Here is a 26,663-nt window from a genome sequence, read left to right as displayed (position 1 = left end):
TGGACATTCATGCAATTAAGCAGCTTGAAATCTTCAAAGCCAATTCTTCCAAAGACAGCCGCTACACAGAAATTGTTAGCTTTCGCCAGTTTGGCGCTCTTAGTTATTATTTTCTCGCTCTCCTCCAGCAATTTCTTGCAATTCACGAATATCGTCGGGATTCTCCTATCAACGGCTGTCATCGGTGTGCTGGCGCTAGGCTCAACGTTCGTTATTATAGCAGGCGGCATTGATCTCAGTGTCGGTACGGTCATGACTTTCTCGGCTGTGATGACCGGTGTGTTCATTACAAACTGGCATTTGCCGATTCCCATTGGAATTCTGGCAGGAATTTTGACAGGTGTTCTCTGCGGATTGTTCAGCGGCTTTGCAGTAGCCAAGATGAATATTCCACCGTTTATTGCGACACTGGCCGTCATGATGATGACGAAAGGCTTGTCACTTGTGATCTCGCATGCGAAACCGATTTATTTCAATGAAACGCCTGCATTTCGTGAAATTGTGATGGGCACAGCGCTGGAGAAGGTGATTCCGGGCTTCGCGGTTCCCAATGCGATTCTAATCTTCTTCGGGCTTGCCATTGTTTCAAGCTTGGTGCTGACGAAAACGGTGATTGGACGCTATAACTTTGCATTAGGCAGCAATGAGGAAGCAACGCGGCTATCCGGTGTAAACATCCGTTTCTGGAAAATCTCCATCTATGTATTAACCGGTTTATTTAGCGGAATTGCGGGGGTCATGATTGCTTCGAGACTTGACTCCGCCCAACCGGCGCTTGGGATGGGGTATGAATTGGAAGCCATCGCGGCCGTCGTCATCGGGGGCACCTCATTAAGCGGAGGCCAGGGATCTATTCTGGGAACCGTGATCGGGGCTTTGATTATGAGTGTGATGACCAACGGGTTAAGGATCTTGTCCGTTCCTCAAGAATGGCAAACGGTTATCGTTGGCATTGTGGTTTTACTTGCGGTGTATGCAGACATTTTGCGTCGGCGTAAGGCGGGGTAATGACTTCAGGTGTTCCTTCTTTGTAAGAATTCATATACCAAATTCCATGTAAAAGGGAGACGACAAAATGAAAAACAAAATGAGTAAAATTGTCATGGCCACCGTTGCGCTTACACTTTCTGCATCTCTTCTCGCTGCTTGTGGATCAAGCCCGACATCTAGTACAACAACAACATCTTCAGCCAAACCTGCTTCTTCAAACGCTTCAAAGCCTTACATTCCTGTGATTTCCAAAGGTTTTCAGCACCAATTCTGGCAAGCGGTAAAGCAAGGAGCAGAAAAGGCCGCCAAAGAATTCGACGTGAATATTACGTTCGAAGGCCCGGAAACTGAAGCGCAAGTGGATAAACAGATTGAAATGCTGCAAGCTGCGCTGGATAAAAAACCAACCGCCATCGCCTTCGCAGCGCTGGACAGCAAAGCATCCGTTTCGCTGCTGCAAAAAGCGAAATCCGCGAATATTCCGGTTATCGGCTTCGATTCCGGCGTGGACAGCGATATTCCCGTCACAACAGCGGCAACGGATAACAAGAAAGCCGCAGCACTCGCCGCAGACAAAATGGCGGAGAAGATTGGCGATGCCGGCGAAGTTGCGCTTGTTGTGCATGACCAAACGAGCCGCACCGGCGTTGATCGCAGAGACGGCTTCGTCGATCAGATGAAAGCGAAGCATCCGAACATCAAAATCGTTGATATTCAATATGGCGGCGGCGATCAATTGAAATCAACCGATTTGGCTAAAGCAATCATTCAAGGGCACCCGAACTTGAAAGGTATTTTCGGAGCCAATGAAGGCTCGGCGATTGGTGTCGTCAACGCAGTGACCGAGCTCAAAAACGATAAACTTGTCATTATCGGCTATGACTCGGGCAAAGCGCAAATTGACGCCATTAAGAGCGGCAAAATGGCTGGCGCCATTACCCAAGATCCGATCGGAATCGGTTATTGGTCCGTTAAGGCGGCGGTCATGGCGAGCAAAGGCGAGAAAGTTGAGAAGAGCATAGATACTGGCTTCCATTGGTACGATAAAACAAACATGGACTCAGCTGAAATTAAGGCGCTGCTGTATAACTAAGTTTAGATGAGGTTGCTCTTAAGCGGGCAACCTTTTTCTCAAAAAGAAATTCCAAACCTCTACAGGAAATGTAATCGCTATTATAGAATAAAGTGGAGGTTCAGAGCGAATTTGTTAAACCTGAGGTGGTACGGTGTATACCCTAATCATTGTTGATGACGAAGAGGCTGTACGGGAAAGTATTCGTGAGAAAATAGATTGGGAGGCCTATGGCTTTGAACTGATAGGTTCTTATGGTGATGGAAGAGAAGCCTTGGATTCCCTCGAAATCCGGCTGCCGGATGTGATTATTACGGATATTTCGATGCCTCACATGGATGGGCTGGCGCTTGCCGCGGCGATTGCTGATCGCTACCGGGATATTACCGTCATCATTATGACGGGATTCGGAGAATTCGAATACGCCAAGCAGGCAGTAAAACTGAAGGTGTATGAATATGTGATGAAACCCGTTGGCCATCACGAATTTACGGGTATTTTGCAACATTTGAGAAAAGAGCTCGATGAGAAACGGTTAAGAAATGAAGATCTGTCCAGGCTGCAAAGCCAACTAAATATGAGCATGCCTTTGTTGCGCGAGCAATTTTTAGAACGCATGGTCACCAGCGAAGTGAAGAAAGAGGAGATTCTGAATAAATTTGCTTTGTTTCATTTATCACTCCCAGGGCCGTACTACTTGGCGGCAACGTTAGACGTGGAGGAGTTTATGTATCCAAAGGTTGCGAAAATAAGCTCGGAGACCGAATTGCTGCGGTTTGCCGTGTATAATATTGTTCACGAAATTTTTGAGTTAGAGCAAAACGGTATTGTCTTCCGAACGAGAGACGAGCGAATCGGCATCATTTTCGCAGGGGAAATGCCTCATTTGATTCTCGCTGTCCAGAAATACGCGGAGCAAGCCCTGCAGTGCATAGAAAAGTACGTGAGAGTTCGCGTTTCGATTGGGATTGGCAGACCTTACCGGGCGATGGAGGAGCTGTCGAAATCTTATTCTGAAGCGGGTTCGGCACTTGATTATCGATTTATGGTTGGCAAAAATAAGATTATTTCCATTGAAGATATCGTGCATGGAAAAGGTAAATTGCAAGTGCATCATGCAGAATGGGAGCGCAAGCTGATCGCGGCGTTGAAGACGGGGAATAAAGAGCTTTTCGCCAGACTCTTAAATGACTGGATGCATGAGCTGCGTGCTTCGCAATCATCGGTAGATCGCTGCTACATTTATGTGCAAAGGCTGCTTGTTGCCATCATTCAATTATTCGAGGACTCAGGGCATGACGCCCTGGAGGCTGCGGATATTCTCGGACAGGTTCGAGCCTACAAAACCTTAGATGAAATAAAAGGGTGGTTGGAGTCGTTATGTCTGCAGTTGTTTGAACAGGTCATGATGAAAATGGCGCAAGATGTAGACTCTTTGTTGATCCGGTCTGAAGTGTATATTCTGGAAAACTATCAGAATGAGAACTTATCGCTGAATGAAGTGGCCCAACACGTCTATATGAGCATGAATTATTTCAGCGGGCTGTTCAAGCAGAAGAAAGGCCAGTCCTTCATTGAATATGTCACATGGATACGCCTTGCCAAAGCGAAGGAGCTGTTAACCGAGACGAATTTGAAGGCCTATGAAATTGCCGCGAAAATTGGATACAGCGACCCGCAGTATTTCAGCGTGATTTTTAAGCGGCATCATGGGATGACGCCCAAAGAATATAGATCAGCAAGCAGAGAGGGGAGCTCTCTTGAATAAGAGGCGTTTCTTTAGATTTAAAAGCATTCACACGAGCATAGCTGTCGCTTTCTCCTGTTTGATCATAGGCACAACGCTTATTCTGAGCTACAACACATACCGCCAGTCGTCGGACTCCGTTACGGAAAACTCTGTGCAGTATACGAATGAGCTGATCAATCAGGTTGGAACGACCATTGAGACATACATTGACAATATGAAAAGTATTTCGTCCCTTCTATATAACAATGGGCAAATCAGGCAGTATTTGACGATGGCGGATCCACATTCAGAAGTCGGACAAAGCCTGGTCAATGCGATTGAAAGCTCCCTGCAAGTCATCGTTCAATCCAGAAATGACATTAGCGCAATTCTTTTTATAGGCTCCAATGGAGCTGTCATCTCCGACCGGGAGCAGAGCGCTCTGAAGAGTTATCCTGAGTTAATTGCGCAGGATTGGTATACGAAAGCGAAGAATGATGCCACCTATATTTCTTCTTCGGAAGTTGAACATGTCTATCGCAACGAATATCCATGGGTCATCTCCATGAGTCAGCAGTTTCGGGGCCATGATCGATTCGACAAGACCGGCGTGTTGCTGATTGATTTGAATTACACGATCATTAATGACCTCTGCAGCCATATTCAACTAGGCAAGAGAGGGTATGTGTTTATTGTCAATTCCGAAGGAGACCTCGTTTATCACCCTCAGCAGCAGATCATCCATACGAATTTGAAAAGTGAACCTATTGAAGCGATTCTGGCCTCGGGAGACGGGCAGTTATCATTGAAAGAAAATGATCATGAAAAAATCTTATCGATCCGAACAACGAATTTTGGTTGGAAAATTGTTGGTGTCACGTATCCCGAAGAGCTGGTTGGCAATAAAAAAAAGATGCAGCTTTCAACGGTTCTATGGGGCAGCGTGTGTTTGATCATCGCGCTGGGTATTTCAATCGTGCTATCGTTTACACTCAGCAGACCGATCAAGAAGCTGGAAGCGAATATGAAACAGGTGGAACAGGGCAACTTTGACATTCGGGCTGATATTACGCAAGCCGATGAGATTGGGAAATTAGCGAGAAGCTTCAATGTCATGCTTGTCAAAATAAAGGATCTCATGAAACAAATCGTGCATGAAGAGGCGCTGCTTCGGACAAGTGAAATCAAAGCGCTCCAATCCCAGATCAACCCGCATTTCTTGTATAACACGCTGGAATCAATCATTTGGATGGCGGAAACGAACAAGATGAGAGAAGTCGTGAAAATGACCATGGCACTCTCCAAAATGCTGCGTTACAGCATAGGCAAAGGGGAACAAGAAGTTTCGGTATCCATGGAAATGGAGCACTTGGCTAACTATCTAACGGTACAATCTATGCGATATACGAATAAATTTTCATACGCGATTGAGGTAGAACCCGAACTGCAAGGCTGCCGTATGCTACGAATTATGCTTCAACCGCTCGTGGAAAATGCAATTTACCATGGCATCAGGCGCATGGAAGAACGGGGGCATATCCGCATTGAAGGGCGGTTGGTCGACGGCGTCATCCAAATTACGGTAAGCGATAATGGATTAGGAATGGATAAAGCCAAGCTGCAAGGCTTGCTGGGACCGGGACCAGGACAGGAATCTTCCAAGGATCAGGGGCTAGGTGTTTGGAATGTGCATCATCGTATTCAACTGTTCTATGGTACAGCGTATGGCTTGTCTTTCGAAAGCGAACCGGAAGAAGGGACGACGGTCACATTGCGGATTCCTTGCTCGGAGTTGGAGGTGAAAGACGAATGAAGCGCTGGTTATTCTTAATTGTCATTACAATCTTATCAATTGCTGTTTATATGTACGGTTTAAAGGCGGCAGGTAAAAATAATCAGCCCATCGTTTTTGTACCCAAGACAATTGATAAGCAAATTGAGTTTTGGCAGGTTGTCGAGCAAGGCGTCAACGCCGCTGCCGCAGAGATGGGCAGCAAGGTGAAAGTTGTCGGTACAGACACGGAAAAAGATGTCGATGGTCAAATTCGGATGTTGCGCGAAGTCATAGCAATGAAGCCGAAGGCGATTGTCTTGTCGGCTTTAGATTTCGAGCGAACGGTGCCTATTGCACACGAAATTGTAAAAGCCGGTATTCCCTTAATTACCGTTGATTCCGGTCTCAAGGGAGGCATCTCCAAGTCATTTATCGCTACGGATAATGTGGAAGCGGGTAAAAAAGCGGGTGAAGCGCTGATCCAGACACTGCCGAATCGCGGGCAAATAGCCATTATTAATTTCATTAAAGGGTCATCTACTTCCATTGAAAGAGAAAACGGCCTTCGCTCTGCCATTCAAAGGGACACGGGCTTCCAAATTCTGAACACCTACTACAGTGAGGGATCTTCGGAAAAAGCGTACGACATTACGATGCAACTGCTGAAGGATTACCCGGATCTGCAAGGGATAGTTGGATTAAATGAGCCTTCGACCCTTGGCGCGGCCAAAGCGCTTCACGATTGGAAGAAGCCAGGAGAGATCAAGCTGATTGGCTTCGACAGTTCCATGGAAGAAATCGGTTTCCTGGAAGAGGAAATCATTCAGGCAATGGTCGTCCAAAAACCGTTCAACATGGGCTATGTGGCATTGAAAACGGCGGTTCAACTGAGCAGTGGGCAGAAGGTGGAAGGAAGAATCGATACGGGGTCGGAGGTTATCTGGAAAACAAACATGTATACGAAACCGAATCAGAAGCTGCTTTTTCCAATCCTGGATAAGCGTCCTTAGTGGATGCTTACAGGATTTTTTTTCTTTTCGACGGCATTCGACACCAAATTCTTCCAAAAAAAGTTATTGCATTTTCCAGTATTACACGGTACGATACAGATATTGGTTAAGCGCTTACATTTAGAGTGACTATGATTAAATCGGTTTAACAAACATCCATACCTTACGTTTAATTCCACTCAAAAGAGGAGATTACCCGATTGCTATGTACCTTGTTAAACCGGTTTAATCTGTTATTTTGGATCTTTTTACGCTTTGCAAAGAAAGCGCTTACTCTTATCTCCACATACTTAAACCGGTTTAAGCTTGAATCTATCTAGGGGGTGGAAGGGAACCAATTTCCAGTTCGTGATGAGGAAGATTGAAGTACCAGATGAATGATGGAGGGGATAGGTTTGAAAACGAACCACATATTTTTGGGCATGATGCTGATGGTGTTTACTGTTGTATTTGCTGCCTGCGAGAGTGCAAGTGAAGTTAGTCCAAAGGCAAGCTCTGCCGCAAAAGAGGCAACGGCGGCTCCCGTAGCGCCCGCTCCCGCAAAGACAGACGGATTCAAAGAAGCTCCTATGCTTACTAAGCTTGTGAGCGCAGGTACGTTAAAGCCAGTGACTGAGCGTATGCCTGCCAAGGAAGACATCATGGTCGAAACCGTATCCGAGGAAATCGGCAAATACGGCGGAGATTGGAAGATGCCATGGACCGGACCGAATGACCGCTGGACAGTAGGTCAGCCTACAGAGGAAGCTTTGTTCCGTTTTAAAAAAGATGGAAGCACAATTGAACCTAATGTGGCCAAAAGTTATGAGGTCAACAAAGATTCTACCGAATTTACGATCCATTTAAGAAAAGGTATGAAATGGTCCGACGGGGTGCCGTTTACCGCCGATGACGTGCTATTCTACTGGGAGCACATGCTTACCAAAGAAACGTTCGGCAAAAAAATATATGACGCTTATTATTCCGTAGACCCTGTATCAGGGGAGAAGGCTTTGGCGACGGTTACTAAGGTAGACGACTATACATTTAAGGTTGTACACAAGTATCCGAGCGTACAGTTCCTGGAACGTGTAGCGATAGACAACAAATGGTTCTTCGCTCCAGCGCACTTCCAAAAAACGATACTGCCTGAATTTGTGGGTCAAGAGAAAGCACTAGAGATTGCGAAAAAATGGGGCTTCGAAGACGTAAAAACGTTCTTAGTCGCAACAGGCTATTATTATTGGGTAAATCCACAAATTCCGACATTGCGGGCTTGGGTGGCAAAAAATGACCCCAACAGCGATCAGTTTATTATGGAACGTAACCCTTATTACTGGAAAACAGACAAAGAGGGTAATCAGCTTCCGTATATGGATCGCATCGTTGCTACCAAAGTACAGGATCCTGCTCAACGTATTCTTGGTACGCTTGCTGGAGACTACAATTTGCTTGACTTCGATTTTAAAGACTTCACTGTCCTCAAGGAAAATGAGAAAAAAGCAGGGTTCCGCGTTATGTCTTGGACGACGCCCAATTGGTCAAGCGCTGGCCTGCAGTTGAATCAGACGATTGCAGATCCGAATCTGCGCAAGCTGTTCCAGGATATTAGATTTAGAGAGGCTCTGTCGGTTGCTGTAGATCGAAAGGAAATTTCGGAAATCGTAACGAATGGCTTGGGCGCTCCTCAGCAGGCATCGGTCCCTGAAGGATTGGTTGGCTACCAAGCAGGATGGGCAGATCAGTGGAGTAAGTTCGATGTGAATCGGGCTAATCAGCTGCTGGATGAGATTGGTTTGACCAAGCGCGATAAGAATAATTTCCGGCTGAATGCAGATGGCTCTGATCTGACCATTACGATCATTGAAGGCAGTACGAACACAGCAAGTTTCCTGGAACTTGTCAAAAAGTATTACGAGGCAGTGGGCATTAAGGTAGACCTTAAAGTTGTGGATCAAGGAACGCATCAGGAACTTAAGTACGCTAACAAAATTCCTGCGACGACTGAAAATATCTCACTGGTTAACGTAGCATTCCGTCCGGATACGCTCGTTCCTTTGAGGGTACTGACGCCTTGGTATGGACATTACGGACTGTACTCGTCTTCCAATGGCAAAGAAGGTGTTAAACCGGAAGGCGATGTAGCTTTAATTCTCGACTACTGGAACAAAGTTAAAGCGTCGACAAGTAAAGAGGAGATCGAGAAATGGAGCAATGAGATTGTGAAGCTACATCAGAAAAATCAATGGATTATTGGCTACGCCGGTCCTACGCCTCGCCTTGTAGTTGCTTCTAATAAAATGGGCAACGTACCCAAAGACTTAGTCTATTCAGATGAATTCCGCAGCTTAGGGCACGGTCATCCTGCGCAATTTTTCATCAAACCATAAATAAGCTTCAAGCGAAATAGGGGGATCCCAAATCCCCCTGTATCGTTCAGAGGCATTCTTGAATTAAACGGAGAGGATAGGGTAGAGATGCTTCACTATATCTTAAAAAGAATCGTCTTGGTTATACCGGTTATTTTCTTTATCTCCATGATCGTTTTCTACATCATTCAGCTTCCGCCAGGTGACTACGTGTCGACTTATGCGGCTAAAATGTCGGTTGCAGGCGATGTCATGTCAGACGCCGATATAGCTGCAATGCGAGCAAGCTTGAAATTGGATCAGCCCTGGTTTTTTCAGTATCTGGCTTGGATGAGCAATATGATAACGAACTTCGACTTCGGCTATTCTTTCAGCTATAACAAGCCGGTTACTACGGTTATTTCGCAATATATGGGATTAACGATTGTCGTCTCTTTGGTGACAATGGCATTCACATACGCAGTGGCGGTTCCGATCGGTATTTACTGTGCCGTAAAGCAATATTCAATTGGTGATTATATTTTTTCTGCTGTTGGCTTTCTTGGCATGGCAACGCCGCATTTCTTAATGGCCATAATATTAATGTATTTGTCGTATGTTTACTTTGGTGATCCCTTGTTAGGTCTCTTTTCAAGTGAATTCGTTAATGCAGGCTGGTCGTTAGATAAGGTATTGGATTTACTCAAGCATATGATCATTCCTGTTATCGTCATTGGTTTAGCGAATACAGCAGAATTAATTCGAGTTATGAGAGGTCAGATGCTGGACGAATTAAATAAGCCAAATGTGGTGACGGCGAGAGCAAAGGGTTTATCGGAAACAAAAATATTAATCAAATATCCGACACGTGCAGCTATGAATCCGATCGTGAGCACAATTGGTTGGTCACTGACCTCTATATTTACAGGTTCCACCATTACGGCGATTGTTCTCAATCTTCCCATCCAAGGGCCGGTCATGTATAACGCTCTCTTAGCGCAGGATATGTACTTGGCGGGTACATGGCTGTTGTTTATGGCTGTTTTGACGGTTCTGGGGACATTGATTTCAGATATTTTATTGGCATGGCTCGATCCAAAAATTCGCACAGAGTTTAGAGGTATGTGACCATGAAAACAATTCCAATTGTCGGAAGACAAAAGATAACTCCAGTAAAAGAAACTCCCAAAAGTGATCTTTCTTATAGCTCACAATGGCGACTCATGTATCGTCGTTTAAAAAAGCATAAATTGGCCCGGATTAGCTTGGCGATTCTTGCATGCTTTTATGTAGCGGCCCTATTTGCACAGTTTATTGCGCCTTATGGCTTGCAAAGCTATGACAGTAAATACGTAAACGCACCTCCAGTAAAAGTAAGCTTTAAGGATGCAGATGGCCAGTTCCATATGAGACCGTTCGTGAATGAACTGAAATCAGGAAGAGATCCTGTGACGCTCCGTAAAATATTTGTCCAAGACGAGAATGTTCGTCACCCTGTTCGCTTTTTGGTAGAAGGTGAAACCTATAGGTTTTTAGGACTGTTTTCAACGAATATTCATCTATTTGGCGTCGATGCGCCGGGACGCATATTTCTATTCGGTACGGACGGCATGGGTAGGGACTTACTTTCCCGTGTATTTCTGGGGAGTCAAGTTTCATTAAGTATTCCTCTCATTGGCGTGTCAATAAGCTTCATCTTGGGATTATTTATCGGAGGGGTGTCCGGTTATTTCGGCGGTTGGCTCGATTCGATTATACAGCGGAGTATTGAAATCATTCGGTCATTTCCGACGCTTCCTCTCTGGATGGCATTGTCAGCTGCCATTCCGGCTAGGGTTCCAATTGTCACTATGTATTTGTATATTGTCATCATTTTCGCCTTTATTGGGTGGACGGAATTAGCAAGGGTTGCAAGAGGAAAGTTCATCTCTTTGAAAAATGAGGAGTATGTGTTGGCAGCCAAAATTGCCGGCGTCAGTGACGCAAAAATCATTATTAGACATCTATTGCCTGGATTTATCTCCTATTTGGTTGTGGCAACGACCTTAGCGATACCTGGCATGATACTTGGTGAAACAGCAATGAGCTTCCTAGGGCTCGGAATACGCTCGCCTGCTACGAGCTGGGGCGTCTTGCTCCAAGAAGCACAACAGATCGAGAATGTTGCTTTGTATCCCTGGAAACTGATCCCTTTAGGTTTTGTTATTGTGACAGTTTTAACCTTTAACTTTCTTGGCGACGGATTGCGCGATGCTGCCGATCCATACAAGAAGTAATTCATTCTAGTCTAAAGCGAGGGATAGTATGACATCGCAAGCCACCGTTTCACAATCTGAACGCCCCCTATTGTCTGTCCAAGATCTCAGAATTCGAATTCAAATGGATAATGGAGAAATGAAGGCCGTTGATGGCGTTGACTTTGACATAAAAAAGGGGAAGACGCTGGGCCTTGTTGGCGAGTCCGGCTGTGGCAAAAGTTTGACTAGCAGGGCGATTATTAGCATTAATCCCAAAGAATGCGAAACCACCGGAAAGATCGTGTATCACTCCGAATCGGAGAAAGCCTTAAATCAGTTGGATTTGTTATCGTTACCTACACGGAGCAAACAAATACGCTCCATTCGTGGCAGAAAAATAGCCATGATTTTTCAAGAGCCGATGACTGCTTTTTCACCGATGTACACGATTGGCAATCAGATTATGGAAGCTATATTAATCCACCGAACGAAGAACAAAAAAGAGGCTAAAAAAATCGCGCTTGAAATGCTTGGCAAAGTCGGTATATCGGATCAAGAAAAGCGTTTTGACCAATTTCCGCATGAATTCTCCGGGGGGATGCGTCAGCGGGCGATGATCTCAATGGCCTTGTCCTGCAACCCGGAATTGCTAATTGCCGACGAGCCTACTACTGCGCTTGATGTTACGATACAGGCACAAGTGTTGGAGCTTATGAAGGAGCTTCAACGTGAATTTGGTATGGCTATCCTGCTGGTCACTCATGATCTTGGGATTATTGCCGAAATGTGTGATGAAGTGGCTGTTATGTACTTGGGGAAAATAGTCGAACAATCGACAGTGAAGGAAATTTTCAATAATCCTAAACATCCCTACACCAAAGGGTTGCTCAAATCGATGCCTAAATTATCCGGAAACAGGCATGCAAGATTGGAATCCATCGATGGAACTGTCCCCATAGCAACTAATATGCCGCCGATGTGCGGTTTCTACGAGCGCTGTTCAGATCGAATCGAGGGTGTATGCAATAAGCAGGCCGTTCCCAAAACGAATGTTTCCGATAACCATATGGTGAGATGCTTTCTCTACATGGCTGAGGGCGAGGGAGAATAAGGATGTCTAAACCAATTTTGAAAGTAAATCAATTGAATAAGGATTTTCAAGTGAAATCCAAAAATAAGCTGTTTAGCAAACCATCCTCCATCCGCGTGCTGAATAATGTTTCTTTTGAGCTTTTGGAAGGCGAGACATTAAGTATTGTCGGTGAGTCGGGCTGCGGTAAAACGACTTTAGGACGTTGTATTGTGAGAGGGATGGATGCAACCTCCGGTCAAGTTCTCTATCATCCGGAGGGAGAAGAGCAAGTCGACTTTTTAGGATTACGGGGAAAAGCATTCAAGAAATATCGTAAAGATATTCAAATGATTTTTCAGGACCCTTTTTCATCCCTTAGTCCTAGAATGAGCGTATATGACATTATTTCTGAGCCGCTTTTGGCCAACTTCAAGCTGTCGAAATCACAATTGGATGAGAAAGTGACCTTAATCGCAGAAAAGACGGGCTTAAATGTCAGTTATCTCAAACGTTATCCTCACGCATTCTCTGGCGGACAAAGGCAGCGGATAGCGATTGCGAGATCTCTCATTTCCCAGCCAAGACTCATTGTATGCGACGAAGCAGTGTCGGCCTTGGATGTCTCGATTAAAGCGCAGATTATTAACTTGCTGAAGGATTTGCAAGAGCAGCTTCAGATCACCTATATCTTTATTTCTCATGATTTATCGATCGTACAAAACATTTCGGACAGGGTGGCGGTCATGCACTTGGGTAAAATCGTAGAATTGGCGCCTGTTGATTCTTTATTTACCCATCCGATGCACCCGTATACTGAAGCGCTTTTGTCAGCCGTACCAGAGCCAGATCCCGATACGAAGAAGGATCGAATTATTCTGGAAGGAGAGGTTCCTAATCCGGCTAATCCTCCAAGCGGTTGTCATTTTCACCCAAGATGCAGGTATAAAACGGACAAATGCGTGCAGCAGGAACCGGAGCTTCAAACTGTAGACAATGACAATAACCATTTTGCTGCGTGTCACTACGCGAACCAATTAAATCTAAGAGGTGTCATTCATGAATCATAATACAACGAATATTTCAGCACAAAAGAAACTAATTGTTTTTCTGGACTGTGGCGATACCATTATTGATGAAGGTACGGAAATTAGAGATGATCATGATATTGTCATTCAAGCTAATGTGATTCCAGGAGCCGATGTCATGGTGAAGACGCTGGCTGAACGGGGGTATACACTAGCGATTGTAGCCGACGGCAATGCGCAATCCTTCAAAAATATTCTGACACAAAATGGCTTGTACGATTATTTTACGACGATGGTGTACTCGGAGACGGTCAAAGCCTCCAAACCAAGTCCTCGGATGTTCAAAGCTGCGATAGGGGCATTAGATCTCAGCGAACAGGACTGCAACCGTATTGTCATGGTCGGAAACAACTTGAGCAGGGACGTCAAAGGGGCTAACCAAATGGGGATCACGAGTATCTTCTTAAGCTGGACGCCACGTTATCCAAAGCTGCACGCAGACGAAAGTGAAATCCCTCAGTATACAATTAGTCACCCACTGGAGTTAATTGATTTAGTCGAGCAGCTCAATGACAAATTAGCGTAAATGGATGGTTTTCTGAAGGGATGTTAATAAGGATATGGCTAAAATAGATGACGTTGCCAAATTAGCGAAAGTTTCGAAGGGAACTGTTTCCAATGTTTTTAGCCAAAAGAGGCCTACAAGCAATGAAGTGAAAGAGCGAGTATTGCGTATCTCCAAACAGCTGAATTATGTGCCGAATCATATCGCACGCAGCTTGGTGACAAAGAAAACGATGGCGATCGGGTTAACAATTCCGCATGGCAACTTCTTTTTTAGTGCATTTCATACGCAATTCATCAATGGGGTCATACTCGAAGCTTCCTATTACGGATACCGGGTGCTGCTTGATATGATTCCTTTGCAAAAGGTTCAAACCCCTTTCTTGTCTAGTTACCCAATCGATGGGGCTGTTGTCATGCGTCCAACAACCAATGATGAGCGAATTCATCTGATGGCTTCGGAGAATATTCCATTCGTTACGGTAGGCAGGGTCATGAATTCAACGGTTCTTAATAGTTATAGTGTAGATAATGATAATCAAGCAGTTAGTTATCATATTTGTGAATATTTGATTAAAAAAGGACATCGGAATATCATGTTTTTAAATGCCAACGAGTTAATGACGGTATCCATCGATAGAAAAGAGGGCTTTATCAAAGCAATGGAAGATCACCATCTTCAAGTTGAAGAGCACATGATTCATCATAAGCCTGATCTAAGTTCAAATGTGTACATGGATTACGGCTATGAGGAAACAATGACCACTTTAGGGGAACTTAGGAAAGGAGTAACCGCAATAATTGCAGATGATGACCGTACAGCATTCAGTGCCCTCAATGCAATTAAAGATCTTAATCTCAAAGTCCCTGAAGATGTTTCAGTCTTCGTAATATGTGGCGATCTTTCCATGATGGTTCAATCAAACCCGCCGCTTACCAGTATGGACTTGCAACCTTCGGAATTAGGTGCTCAATCCGTCAGAATGTTAATGAAACAACTAGGCGTGCTGCCTAATGACTTCCAAAGAAATGTCATTATTCAAAGTAAAATAGTTGAAAGAAATTCTTGTTCCACGCTTGTGAAGTCAGTTAAATGAATAAAAGGTCTGCTCCGAAACTGGGGCAGATCTTTTTTATTTATTAGGAGGGAATCTTCCGATGAGTCGGCTTGTTTCGGTAGCTCTACGTGATGTTAATGTTATATTTTGTGACATAAAATAGTTGACACATCCACGGGGATCAGATTATAATTTCATTATAAAAACAACTAAAAACAATTAAAATCAATTAGTTTAAGTTGTTTTTATGTTTTTTACTGAAGGAAAACGATGTGGGGGGGATCTTTGATCGATAGTCGATCAGCGAAAACGACGTTTTGCATCCAGACCATACAAAATTAAAGTAGAGAGAAGCGTGTGTCTTATCGGAAGGAACAGATTATAACCAGGAGAGGAATCGGAACAATGAAAAAATTAACTAGAGGTTTAGTCGTTGCGGTTACGTTAGTTTCTTTATTATCGGCATGCGGCAAATCTGCAACCATCAATGAGTCGACACCTGGAGCAGCCGCAAGCCCTGCTGGAACAAGCAGTATAGATTCAACCAGTAAGGAACTGACGGTGTATACGGCACTGGAAGATGATGCAATCAAGAACTATCTAGCTAGTTACAAGAAGAAATATCCTGATATTAAACTTAACATTGTCCGAGATTCGACGGGGGTAATCACGGCTAAGCTGCTGGCCGAGAAAGATAATCCGCAAGCAGATGTTGTGTGGGGATTAGCGGCAACAAGCTTGCTGGTGTTAGATCAAAGTAATCAGTTAGAACCTTATGCTCCGCAAGGGGTAGATCGCATACTTCCTGAATTTAAAGATAAAAATGTACCGGAACATTGGGTGGGCATTGATGCTTGGGAAACAGCTTTCATCGTCAACAAAACAGAGATGGAAAAGCGTAAATTGCCCATTCCTGAATCATATTCCGATTTAATTAAGCCGGAGTATAAAGGGCTTATTACCATGCCTAACCCTTCTTCCTCAGGCACAGGTTTTCTGACGGTATCTGGATTGATCCAATTGGAGGGCCAAGACAAAGCTTGGAACTATATGAACAAACTGCATGATAATGTTGCCATGTATGTTCACTCCGGGTCGAAGCCGGCCAAGTTGGCGGGTACGGGCGAATACCCAATCGGCATTTCTTTTGGATATCGCGGCTTGCAGGAGAAAAAGAACGGATCCCCGGTTGAAGTTGTATTCCCGAAAGAGGGCTCCGGGTGGGATGTAGAAGCCAATGCACTGATTAAGAAGAAAACGATTAAACAAGTGTCTCAGCAGTTTCTGGACTGGGCTGTTACAGATGAAGCTATGAAAGAATACAACAAAAATTATGCCATCTTAGCGATCAAAACCGATAATTCGCAACTTCCTGAAGGTTACAAAGTGGACCCGATGAAACAATTGATCAAAAATGATCTCAATGAAATTGCGAAAAATCGGGCAAGTATTCTGGCTGAATGGGATCAACGTTATAACACGAAGAGCGAGCCGAAATAACCCGCCATCAAGTTAATGAAACGGCTGCTGTCCGGATCTGCCTAGGTCAGCAGTTCCTTCCTTCTCAAATCTAAGTTCAAGGAGGCAGCTTATGCCAGAAGCCTATTTATCCATTCAAGGTGTGAACAAAACATTTGACTCCTTTACAGCGCTTAGAGAAATAAATATTGATATTAAAAAGAATGAATTCATTTGCTTGCTTGGCCCAAGCGGCTGTGGCAAAACAACCTTGCTGCGCATTATCGCCGGTCTTGAGAAACCGACGCGCGGGCGAATAACGGTTGGAGGCAAGGACATCACAAATTTGCCGCCATCCAAACGAAACTTCGGCATGGTCTTTCAATCTTACGCTTTATTTCCAAATTTAACGGCTGCTCAGAATGTGGCTTACGGCTTGCAGGGGAGGAAACTTACGAAGAAGGAAATTAACGACAAAGTTAGCGAGGCGCTTTCACTAGTCGATTTACTACATTTGAAAGAACGTTATCCGTCCCAGCTTTCAGGCGGCCAACAGCAACGCGTTGCACTTGCCAGAGCTGTTGTTTTATCACCTGATTTTCTCTTGCTGGATGAACCATTATCAGCGTTAGATGCCAAAGTTAGGACCAAACTGCGTGAAGAAATTTGCAGCCTGCAAGAAAAATTGGGCATTACAACCATCATGGTGACACATGATCAAGAAGAGGCATTGACCATGGCGGATCGGATTGTCGTTATGAATAATGCTGAAATTATGCAAGTAGGAAGCCCTCAGCAAGTGTATGATCAACCGGAATCGCCTTTTGTAGCGGATTTTATAGGTTCCATTAATTTCTTGGCCTACGGGCCACGCAAAGGAGACTTACCGCTCACCAATTTTGCTGTCAGACCCGAACATATTCGTATTTCTTCATCAGGTTCAGGTTACCAAGCTGTCGTTAAGCACATGGAGTTTAGAGGTCCGTTTTATAGATTGCTATTGCAGCCCATCCGTGAGTTGAAAGATTTGCTAGGAAATCAGCTGCTTTCCGTGGATGTCTCTGCACAGCATGCACAGAAATTGAACTTGATGAAGTTTGCTGAAGTATCGGTTGAGTTTCCGCAAGAGAGAGTCATTACCTTTACCCCGGATGATGTGGTGACTGCGTGATGGAGAAGCAAAGCGCTGCTTGGACACCGTCTGTTCGCCGAAACTGGGGAGAAATCCTCAATTTGCAAAATTTCCTTATCATTGTTCTCGTCATCACTTTATCGTTCACGATTTTAGTGCCGCTCTGTTTACTGTTCAGTAAAGCTTTTTTCAATACGAATGCAGAATTCATCGGGTTCCAGAATTTCATCAAGTATTTTACGACACCTTCCTTGGCGCAATCCTTGTGGAATACGGTGTGGGTTTCATTGCTTTCTACAGGTATTGCCGTCACCCTGGCTTTCCTGTATGCGTATGGGATCAGCCGGACGGCGATTCGAGGTAAAGCCTATTTGCATTATGTCGCTATGCTCCCGCTTTTTGAGCCGACCATGATGCACGGTATTGCTTTAACGTATCTTTTTGGCAATCAAGGCATTCTGACATCTGGTTTTTTCGGATTATTGCCCAGCGGTATCCGTATCCCGATTTACGGTCCTGTGGGAATTGTTATTTCTGAAGTCATTTATTTGTTTCCGCAAGCGTTCCTCATTTTTATTACCGCATTATCCATCACAGATCAACGGCTTTATGAAGCGGCGGAGACATTAGGGGCAAGTAAGGTGAGAATGTTCCTGACAGTTACCTTGCCTTCGGTCAAGTATGGATTAATCAGTGCAATCTTCGTTTGTTTCACGGCTTGTTTTACGGATTTCGGGGCGCCACAAGCCATTGGCGGTAAATTCAACGTATTAGCCACGGATATTTATAAGCAGGTCATCGGACAGCAAAATATGTCAATGGGCGCTACAGTGGGCATTTTGTTAACCATTCCGGCAATCGTCGCTTTTGTAGTTGACCGAATGGTAGAAAGAAAACAGCGTTCCATGCTTTCTTCCAAATCAACTCCCTATCGGATAGCCGGGGGGAAAGTTCGAGACACCATCTTTCAATTGTTCGGAGTAGTCATTTCTATTTTAATACTCATTCCATTAATAACAATCGCGTGTGCTTCGTTGATTAAAGTTTGGCCTTATAACTTAAATTTCAGCTTCAAACATTATGATTTCTCCGGTGTCGCAGGATCAGGACTTGATCCGTTCTGGACCAGTTTGCAGGTATCGTTTTTTACAGCAATCGTCGGGACCATCGTCACGTTCTTATTCGCCTATCTCATTGAGAAATCGCGTCATTTGAACGGACTTAGGCAAATTGGCTATTTTCTGTCTGTGCTGCCGTTAGCACTGCCAGGGATGGTCATAGGTTTAGCGTACATTTTTTTCTTTAATAATCCGAACAATCCCATGAACTGGATCTATGGATCGATGATTATCCTTGTGCTCGCCAATATCACCCATTTCTATGGCGTGCCGTTCATCACGGCGACGACAGCCTTGAAGAAGCTGGATAAAGAATTCGAACTCGTTTCTGAATCGATGCGTGTGCCATTTTACAAAACATTGCTGAGAGTAACGGTTCCTATGTGTCTGCCGGCAATCATAGAAATTGCCATGTACCTCTTTGTCAACTCCATGGTTACGGTTTCTGCTGTTGTAATTCTGCGGTCAGCGGATTTGAACTTAGCGGCAGTTGCGCTGGTGAGTATGGAGGATGCAGGAGATGTAGCAGCAGCGGCAGCTATGGCGGTGCTCATTGTGATTACGAATATTATCGTAAGACTGCTTTACACGCTCCTTTCCCAAAAAGTAAGAAAGAAAACGGAAGCTTGGCAAATTCGAAAGTAGCCGCTATGAACAAACAATGAGGCAGTTGTGCAAGGAGGTTCGCGTTCGTGTCACTTATCGGGGAAGAACGTAAGGAGTATATCCTTAATCAGATCAATGCCGAAGGCAAAGTAATTACCAATGAGCTTGTTGAGGTGCTTCAGGTTTCTTCGGAGACTGTACGCAGGTATTTGGAGGATCTTGAAGAGGCTAACAAGCTGAAGCGGGTCTACGGCGGAGCGGTGAAAGTTAATCGCTCGCGGGAAGAACCCTCCCATTTGAACAGAAAAGTACTGAATGTGGAGGAGAAACGTAAAATAGGCAAGTGGGCTGCAGCACTTGTCCAGGACAATGAAGTGATTTTTATCGATGATGGCTCGACGACTATGCAGATGATCGAACATTTGCTTGATAAGCAAAATCTCACGATCTTGACAAACTCCATTCCTGCGCTTCACTTGCTAATTGAGTATAAGAACAGAGAGTTGTACTCCGGGGAAATATTTTTCATCGGAGGCAAAGTAAGCTCCCTGCAATCCAGGGTTGTCGGCTCATTGGCGGAGAAAATGGTGGAGCATTTCTACGCAGACAAAGCGTTTATCTCCATCGATGGGATGATGATCGACAAAGGGATCACATCTTTTGATGAGAAACGCGGTCAATTAGCGAAGAAGATGATGGAGCATGCGAAAGTGAGCATTGTGGTCTCCGATCATTCCAAAATAGGTATGGTGCAATTTTATAAAATGGCGGATTTGCGGGATATCGATGTCATCGTCAGCAATGTTCCTGCACCGGAAGAATGGGAAGTAGAACTGGAACAAATGCATGTCGAGTGGATCACATCAGAATAAATATTGATTTGCGAACTAAGAGAGGGATGGTAATGATGTCGAAAAATTATGAAGGTCGTATTCAAGCCGTTATTTTTGATTGGGCAGGTACGATGGTTGATTATGGATGTTTTGCGCCACTGGACGTATTCTTGCGGATATTTGAGAAACGGGGCATTGCCATTACAGCTGAAGAAGCACGCGGTCCGATGGGACTATTGAAATGGGATCATATCCATACCTTATGCAGCATTCCGAGAATCGCTCAGTTGTGGAAAGACAAATTTGGGGCTCTACCGACGAATGCGGATGTGGATGACCTGTATGCCGATTTTGAACCTTTGCTATTTGAAATTTTACCGAATTATACGGACCCTATCCCTGGTGCACTGGACTTAGTGAAGGAACTGCGGAACAGAGGATTGAAAATTGGCTCTACGACTGGCTATACGGCGGAAATGATGGAAGTGGTGAGCCGGGAGGCCAAGTTGAAAGGGTATGAGCCGGATTCCTTGGTTACTCCTTCCGAAGTGAAAGCCGGGCGGCCGTATCCGTGGATGTGTTACGCGAATGCCGCGAATCTAGGGGTTTATCCGTTCCAGGCGATTGTCAAAGTAGGCGATACTGTCAGTGATATTCAAGAAGGTGTGAATGCAGGCGCATGGAGTGTTGGGGTTGTAAAAGGAGGAAGCGAGCTCGGTCTTACCGAGGAGGAAGTCAATACGATGCCAGCTGAGGAATTAGCAGCGAAAATGGACGTTGTTGAAGACCGTTTCCGCCAAGCAGGGGCCGACTACGTGATTCCGACGATCGGTGACCTTGTGAAAGTCATTGATGATATTAATGCCCGTTTGGCAAAAGGTGGCCAATAGATGAATAAAACGAGGGAGGACGTAACTATGAATATAGATTTGATTGAGGATAACCCGTATTTGCTTTTGACGCCTGGCCCGCTTTCGACTAGCAAAAGGGTAAAAGCGGCCATGTTGAAAGACTGGTGCACATGGGATGATGATTATAACCGAATTGTGCAGGATATTCGCGCTAAACTTGTCCAATTAGCGACCAAGGAGACTTCGCTTTACACCTCCGTTCTTATGCAGGGCAGCGGTTCATTTTGTGTAGAGTCGGTTATCGGTAGCGTTATTCCACAGGATGGCAAAATTCTGGTTATGGCAAATGGTGCTTATGGTCAACGGATGGCCCAAATGGCGAAAATGCTGAATATCCCGCTCGTTCTCTTGGATAACGGGGAGGTTCAACCTCCGGATTTGGATCAATTGGAATATACGCTGCGCAAAGAAACGGATATTACACATGTAGCTGTTGTTCATTGCGAGACGACGACAGGCATGTTGAACCCGATAGAAGCTGTTGGCCGCATTGTCAAAAAATATAACAAAACCTATATCGTAGATGCTATGAGTTCCTTTGGCGGAATTCCAATGGATATCGCGGATCTACAGATTGATTTCTTGATTAGCAGCGCTAACAAATGTATTCAGGGTGTTCCCGGATTCGGTTTTATTATCGCCAAGATTGATGAAATGAAAAAGTGCGCCGGATGGGCACGTTCCCATTCCCTCGATTTGTTTGACCAGTGGGATAAAATGGAGAACTACAATGGCAAATGGCGTTTTACATCGCCAACCCACGTCGTCCGTGCTTTCTATGAAGCACTGAAAGAATTGGCGGATGAAGGTGGCGTTATCGCCAGATACAATCGTTACAAAACAAGCCAGCGGGCACTCGTCAAAGGAATGAAGGTTCTCGGCTTTGAGACCTTGCTGCCGGAGGCGCTGCAGTCGCCGATCATTACTTCGTTCCTATATCCGGAAAGCGATGCGTTCCAGTTCCAAACCTTATATGAGAAATTGAAGCTCAGAGGTTTTGTGATTTATCCGGGGAAAATTACGAACGCCAACACGTTCCGAATTGGCAACATCGGTGAAGTGGAAGCGGCTGATATGATTCATCTTGTGGATGCCATACAGCAAGAACAATTTTGGACATAGGCGAAGGAGATGCGTGAACATGATTATTGGTGTGCCAAAAGAAATTAAAAACAATGAAAATCGAGTTGGGATTACACCTGCGGGTGTGGCCACTTTTAAACATTACGGACATGAGGTTTGGATTGAAACCGGCGCTGGTTTGGGTAGCGGCTTCGAGGATAGCGAATATTTGACGGCAGGTGCCACAATCGTACCTACGGCAGCGGATGCTTGGTCGGCGGAGATGGTGCTTAAAGTAAAAGAGCCGCTTGCAGAGGAATATGGGTTTTTCCGGGAAGATTTGATTCTGTTCACCTACCTGCATCTTGCTGCAGAATCCGAGTTGACCCGGGCGTTAACGGACAAGAAAGTCGTCGCAATCGCGTATGAAACGATTCAACTAAATAACGGTTCACTTCCGCTTCTTACCCCGATGAGTGAAGTCGCCGGCAGGATGTCCATTCAAATCGGCGCACAATTTTTGGAAAAGTCCAAGGGTGGAAAAGGTATCCTTCTTGGCGGAGTTCCTGGGGTAGCGCCAGCTGAAGTCGTAATTATCGGCGGGGGCGTGGTGGGGACACAAGCGGCGAAAATGGCGGTTGGTCTAGGAGCAAGTGTTACGCTGCTTGATGTAAATCCAGAGCGGCTGCGTCAATTGGATGATCAATTCCAAGGACGGCTGCGCACGTTGATGTCGCATAGCAGCAATATTGCCGAGGCGGTCAAGAAAGCGGATCTGCTGATCGGCGCCGTATTGATTCCGGGCAGCCTGGCACCGCGACTCGTAACTGAAGCTGCTGTCAAAACAATGAAACCGGGTTCCGTTATTGTGGACGTAGCCATTGATCAAGGCGGCTCAATTGAGACTATCGATCGAATTACGACTCACAGCAATCCAACCTACGTGAAGCATGGTGTTGTGCATTATGCTGTTGCCAATATGCCTGGCGCTGTCGCACAAACTTCTACAGTGGCTTTAACGAACGTCACCGTCGGATATGGCTTGCAAATTGCCAATAAAGGCTATCGAGAAGCTGGATTGCAGCATCAAGATTTAGCAAAAGGATTTAATACGATTGAAGGTAAAGTCACGTATAAAGCTGTTGCTGAAGCTCATGGTTATCCTTATGTTGAAATTAACGCGGTACTAGACGGTCTTTCCGTATCTATATAACAAGTCCCGCCTTGCAGACGGGGGCATGTTGAGAGGAGAAACACAGTGTTGATATCTCCCTTTGTGATTAAGTTAGGTATTGCTCTATTTCTTGGCATGTTAATCGGCATTGATCGCCAGTTGAAACATAAGCCGGTAGGCATGAAAACGAACATGGTTATTGCTGTTGCCAGCTGCTTAATTACGATGGTTTCTATTGAATCCGTAAGCCGATTTTCGGTTCTAGGTCATACCAACATGGACCCCATGCGGCTTGCTGCGCAAATCGTCAGCGGCGTCGGTTTCTTAGGAGCAGGCGTCATCTTAAGGAAAAATAATGATGAAATTTCCGGCTTAACGACAGCATCTATGGTATGGTCAGCATCTGCGTTAGGAATTGCAACTGGTGCAGGTTATTATTTGCAGGCATTTGTAGCCGTGATATTTATTATTTTTTCTGTCAATTTGTTTCCAGTAATGATTAAGTGGATCGGCCCCCGCTCTCTCAAACAACGCTATTTGGAAGTACGAATTATATGTCATGAAAGTCAGGATCCCAACCGGATTTTCAAAAGGTTAAAAGAGCTGAACATTCAGATTGAACGTGTGAAAGTTAAGGATGTAGAAGGCAGCTCTAACCAGTTGGAATTAAAGCTGCTAACGTATGAAAAAGTGCAGGCAACGGATATTTATGCTTCGCTGAAATCTGTTGATCATGTTACTTTTGTGGAAGTTGAAAGCAGATAACCGTCTACGGAAAAACCCCAGTCCTATTTCGGAGGACTGGGGTTAATTTATGTTATTCCAGTGAGGAGACTCCGACCCAAGGGATTGGACTGCATTCCATTGACCTTCCTACGGGCATGTACATAGCCCCATCAACTTCAACAATTTGTGAGATGATTTGGCTTGGTAGTAGATTCCGACCGTCAAGCACATAAGGCCTGCGCATAAGGTGAAGCAGATAAGGCCAATCGAGTTCAGCGAACTGCGGCCATTCCGTCATAATCATGACAGCATCGGCCTGGGCTGCTGAGGCATAAGGGGAGTCCATCACCTGAGCGGCTGTAGCTCCAACCTGTCTGACGACAGGATCGAAGGCTTGAACCTCGATGCCATGACGCTCACACTGAGCTAATAAGGTTAGAAATGGCGCGTCGCGAACATCATTGGTATTTGGCTTGAACGAGATGCCTAATACACAGAGTCGCTTGCCTAAGGGATTGCCCCAAAGCGAGATAAGTTTGGCGATCATCCTTGGAATGCGCTGGTCATTGACTTTGGCGACCGCTTCCAAAATGGGAAGCGAGCTGCCGATCAATTTCCCGGTCGTCAGCAGGGATTGTAAATCTTTGGAGAAACAGGAGCCTCCATAACCAACGCCTGCCGACAGGAATTCAGGTCCGATGCGCTGATCGGCGCCAACTCCGCTCATCACGTGGCGGATATCTGCGCCATAACCTTCACACACATCGGACATCATGTTCGCGAATGAGATTTTCATCGCAAGGAAGGCGTTCGATGCATATTTGATGAGTTCGGCGCTTCGCCGGTCGCAAACATGTACGGGAGCCACGATCCCCTCATATAACTGGCGAAGCAGTGATTCAGCTTGCGGCGTTTTGCAACCGAACACGATGCGATCGGGTTCCATGAAGTCTTTGAAGGCGCTGCCTTGCCTTAAAAATTCGGGGTTAAAGGCGACTTCTGTACGAAGACCAGCCGCCAGCAAAGTAGCTTCCAGTTCATCGCAGGTGCCTACGGGGACGGTACTTTTTATGATGACAAGAGGAGGACAGGTGCCGGCTTGCATCAAGTGAGACAGCACTTCATGCACATGACCCAGATTCGTATGACCGTCTGATCGCGTAGGGGTGCCTACAGCAATCATCAATGCGTCCGTGTCCGATGAGGCTCGGGCGAGATCTGTCTCGAAGCGTAATAACCCTTTCACATAGACATCGGCCAGCTCTGGCTCCAGCCGAGGTTCCCATACGGTCAGCTTATTTTCCTTCAGCCCGCGAATGACGGGCTCGCGGTCAACGGCAATGACTTCGTGCCCCAGCTTCGCAAAGCACACAGCGGCAACCAAGCCCACATACCCTGTTCCGACTAATGTAATTCGCATGGATGTCCCCTCCTTTAAGCTGTATAGAATCCCAGTTTGCTTCCAATTCGACGAGCATCGATAATTTGTTCGTAGTCCTCCAGCAATCTGTCAAAGATAGCGTCCCATGAGCGTCCAAGGGCAAAACTTCTTGCTGCCTTACGGAAATCTGCCCATTGTTCCGGGGCATTGACGAAAGCATCAATGGCTTGAATAAAAGATTCTGGCTGACGTGGCTCGCATAAAGTTCCCGTCTGCCCGGGAACAATCATATCCCGCACTCCTCCGCTATTTGCGGCGATAACCGGAAGGCCGGAAGCCATCGCCTCTTGGACGACATTGCCGAATGTTTCGGTACTGGAGGGGAAGAAGAAGAGATCGGACGAGGCATAGATTTCTGCAAGTTCTACCCCTTGCTTATAACCGGCAAATGTCACATTGTCCGGAGCTTGCTCGCGCAGCTCCTCAAGTTGCGGTCCGTCCCCTACGATGAGCCAGTGAACACGTTCTTTCAGCGAATCAGGCAAAGTACGCATGACGGCCGATAAGGTATCTATATCTTTCTCCGGGGCGATGCGCCCCACATAGAGGAGGAGGTGAGGGGCTGTAATTCCGTATCGCTCACGAACCGCATTCGTGTGCTTATCGGGGGTGTAGAGCGCACAATCAACACCTCTGGACCACAATAGCATGCGGTCAAAGCCTTGTGCATGCAAGTGCTGCATGGTATCGGTTGAAGGGACGAAAGTTGCGTCGCAGGATTGGTGAAACCACTTCATGTACGTCCAATACAATGGAACTGCTCTTTTCATTCGGTAGTAGGTTAAATAGCGATCAAAATGAGTGTGATAGGAGGCTACGTGCGAAATCCGGTGCTTGCGGGCGTAGTGGAGACCACACAAACCGATGTTAAACGGAGTTGCCATATGGAGCAGATGGGGACGGAAGCGATCAAGCTCAGAACGCAGAGAAATAATGTTGGGCAAAGCAATTCGGCATTCGGGGTAGAGAAAAAAAGGAACGGACGGTACGGGGCGAATCAGTTCGGAGTAGGCCATTTCATCCGTGCATTTCGGCGTGAACACGAGGTGCTCAACACCACGACGATTTAAATAATCCGTAAGACGTCCTAACGTGAGTGCAACGCCATTCATTTGAGGAACATAGGTATCGGTAAACAACGCGAGGCGCATAAGAATCCCTCCTGTAGTTCCTAGATGCGATAAGCGTAACATTCGATTATTCGTGGAACGTTAACCGCATGTTAATTCTTTTTTAAAACAGCAAGGGCCTGACAGCAAGCGTCAAACCCTCATTTTGTCGAAAATCAATGGCGAAGGGGTTGCAGAAATCGACATACAGCAATAAGAGATTTGGAATATGATA

At 45.5% G+C, this 26,663-nt stretch carries 22 protein-coding genes; 20 read left to right on the top strand and 2 right to left on the bottom strand.

Translation table 11 applies throughout. The features are described from left to right. The first annotated feature begins 9 nt into the window (after positions 1 to 9). From RQP52_RS15245 to RQP52_RS15150, 20 genes are all read left to right on the top strand, one after another. Positions 10 to 1,008: an ABC transporter permease gene (locus tag RQP52_RS15245; RefSeq protein WP_315952596.1), complete on the top strand. Its 999-nt coding sequence runs from the start codon at positions 10 to 12 to the stop codon at positions 1,006 to 1,008. Between the two features lie 67 nt (positions 1,009 to 1,075). Then, positions 1,076 to 2,083 (top strand): ABC transporter substrate-binding protein, encoded by a 1,008-nt coding sequence (locus RQP52_RS15240; RefSeq protein WP_315952595.1) that lies wholly within the window; start codon positions 1,076 to 1,078, stop codon positions 2,081 to 2,083. 133 nt (positions 2,084 to 2,216) lie between these two features. Then, a complete protein-coding gene (locus tag RQP52_RS15235) occupies positions 2,217 to 3,830 on the top strand; it encodes a helix-turn-helix domain-containing protein (RefSeq protein ID WP_315952593.1) in 1,614 nt (537 codons plus the stop codon). Further along, positions 3,823 to 5,604: a sensor histidine kinase gene (locus RQP52_RS15230; RefSeq protein ID WP_315952591.1), complete on the top strand. Its 1,782-nt coding sequence runs from the start codon at positions 3,823 to 3,825 to the stop codon at positions 5,602 to 5,604. The genes RQP52_RS15235 and RQP52_RS15230 overlap by 8 nt, the downstream gene beginning before the upstream one ends. Next, positions 5,601 to 6,575, top strand: coding sequence for a substrate-binding domain-containing protein (locus RQP52_RS15225; RefSeq protein ID WP_315952590.1), 975 nt, complete (start codon positions 5,601 to 5,603; stop codon positions 6,573 to 6,575). The genes RQP52_RS15230 and RQP52_RS15225 overlap by 4 nt, the downstream gene beginning before the upstream one ends. A 395-nt stretch (positions 6,576 to 6,970) precedes the next feature. Next, positions 6,971 to 8,944, top strand: a complete 1,974-nt coding sequence (locus RQP52_RS15220) for an ABC transporter substrate-binding protein (RefSeq protein ID WP_315952589.1) — start codon at positions 6,971 to 6,973, stop codon at positions 8,942 to 8,944. Between the two features lie 87 nt (positions 8,945 to 9,031). After that, complete coding sequence (locus tag RQP52_RS15215) at positions 9,032 to 10,030, top strand: ABC transporter permease (RefSeq protein ID WP_315952587.1); 999 nt, start codon at positions 9,032 to 9,034, stop codon at positions 10,028 to 10,030. A gap of 2 nt (positions 10,031 to 10,032) precedes the next feature. Further along, entirely contained in the window at positions 10,033 to 11,178 is a 1,146-nt protein-coding gene (locus tag RQP52_RS15210; protein WP_315952586.1) for an ABC transporter permease, read from the top strand. Between the two features lie 28 nt (positions 11,179 to 11,206). Continuing rightward, positions 11,207 to 12,250, top strand: coding sequence for an ABC transporter ATP-binding protein (locus RQP52_RS15205; protein ID WP_315952585.1), 1,044 nt, complete (start codon positions 11,207 to 11,209; stop codon positions 12,248 to 12,250). A 2-nt stretch (positions 12,251 to 12,252) separates the two neighbouring features. Next, positions 12,253 to 13,278: an ABC transporter ATP-binding protein gene (locus RQP52_RS15200; RefSeq protein ID WP_315952584.1), complete on the top strand. Its 1,026-nt coding sequence runs from the start codon at positions 12,253 to 12,255 to the stop codon at positions 13,276 to 13,278. Further along, positions 13,268 to 13,822, top strand: coding sequence for an HAD family hydrolase (locus RQP52_RS15195; RefSeq protein ID WP_315952583.1), 555 nt, complete (start codon positions 13,268 to 13,270; stop codon positions 13,820 to 13,822). The genes RQP52_RS15200 and RQP52_RS15195 overlap by 11 nt, the downstream gene beginning before the upstream one ends. Before the next feature lie 34 nt (positions 13,823 to 13,856). Next, a complete protein-coding gene (locus RQP52_RS15190; RefSeq protein ID WP_315952582.1) occupies positions 13,857 to 14,897 on the top strand; it encodes a LacI family DNA-binding transcriptional regulator in 1,041 nt (346 codons plus the stop codon). A gap of 366 nt (positions 14,898 to 15,263) precedes the next feature. After that, the gene (locus RQP52_RS15185; RefSeq protein WP_315952581.1) at positions 15,264 to 16,358 is read left to right on the top strand and encodes a putative 2-aminoethylphosphonate ABC transporter substrate-binding protein; all 1,095 of its coding nucleotides are present in this window, start codon (positions 15,264 to 15,266) and stop codon (positions 16,356 to 16,358) included. A 91-nt stretch (positions 16,359 to 16,449) separates the two neighbouring features. Beyond that, positions 16,450 to 17,487: a putative 2-aminoethylphosphonate ABC transporter ATP-binding protein gene (locus RQP52_RS15180; protein ID WP_315952579.1), complete on the top strand. Its 1,038-nt coding sequence runs from the start codon at positions 16,450 to 16,452 to the stop codon at positions 17,485 to 17,487. Continuing rightward, positions 17,487 to 19,211 carry a putative 2-aminoethylphosphonate ABC transporter permease subunit gene (locus tag RQP52_RS15175; protein ID WP_315952577.1) on the top strand — a complete coding sequence of 575 codons (1,725 nt, stop codon included), beginning with the start codon at positions 17,487 to 17,489 and terminating at the stop codon, positions 19,209 to 19,211. Before RQP52_RS15180 ends, RQP52_RS15175 begins: the two co-directional genes overlap by 1 nt. A 47-nt stretch (positions 19,212 to 19,258) precedes the next feature. Next, a complete protein-coding gene (locus RQP52_RS15170; protein ID WP_315952576.1) occupies positions 19,259 to 20,044 on the top strand; it encodes a DeoR/GlpR family DNA-binding transcription regulator in 786 nt (261 codons plus the stop codon). 35 nt (positions 20,045 to 20,079) lie between these two features. Next, complete coding sequence (phnX, locus tag RQP52_RS15165; protein WP_315952779.1) at positions 20,080 to 20,895, top strand: phosphonoacetaldehyde hydrolase; 816 nt, start codon at positions 20,080 to 20,082, stop codon at positions 20,893 to 20,895. A 42-nt stretch (positions 20,896 to 20,937) separates the two neighbouring features. Next, on the top strand, positions 20,938 to 22,038 hold the full coding sequence (gene phnW, locus RQP52_RS15160) for a 2-aminoethylphosphonate--pyruvate transaminase (protein ID WP_315952777.1): 1,101 nt from the start codon (positions 20,938 to 20,940) through the stop codon (positions 22,036 to 22,038). Positions 22,039 to 22,057: 19 nt separating this feature from the next. Further along, a complete protein-coding gene (ald, locus tag RQP52_RS15155; protein WP_315952575.1) occupies positions 22,058 to 23,191 on the top strand; it encodes an alanine dehydrogenase in 1,134 nt (377 codons plus the stop codon). Between the two features lie 48 nt (positions 23,192 to 23,239). After that, complete coding sequence (locus RQP52_RS15150; protein ID WP_315952775.1) at positions 23,240 to 23,917, top strand: MgtC/SapB family protein; 678 nt, start codon at positions 23,240 to 23,242, stop codon at positions 23,915 to 23,917. Between the two features lie 52 nt (positions 23,918 to 23,969). Here RQP52_RS15150 and RQP52_RS15145 read toward each other — a convergent pair whose 3' ends face one another. Next, a complete protein-coding gene (locus RQP52_RS15145; RefSeq protein WP_315952574.1) occupies positions 23,970 to 25,298 on the bottom strand; it encodes a UDP-glucose dehydrogenase family protein in 1,329 nt (442 codons plus the stop codon). A gap of 14 nt (positions 25,299 to 25,312) precedes the next feature. Further along, positions 25,313 to 26,470, bottom strand: a complete 1,158-nt coding sequence (locus tag RQP52_RS15140; RefSeq protein WP_315952572.1) for a glycosyltransferase family 4 protein — start codon at positions 26,468 to 26,470, stop codon at positions 25,313 to 25,315. Positions 26,471 to 26,663 lie beyond the last annotated feature (193 nt).

Source organism: Paenibacillus violae (genome assembly GCF_032461945.1).
Classification (GTDB): Bacteria; Bacillota; Bacilli; order Paenibacillales; family NBRC-103111; genus Paenibacillus_E; species Paenibacillus_E violae.
The sequence above is the reverse complement of the archived record's forward strand: the minus strand, read 5'-3'. Positions and strand labels throughout refer to the sequence as shown.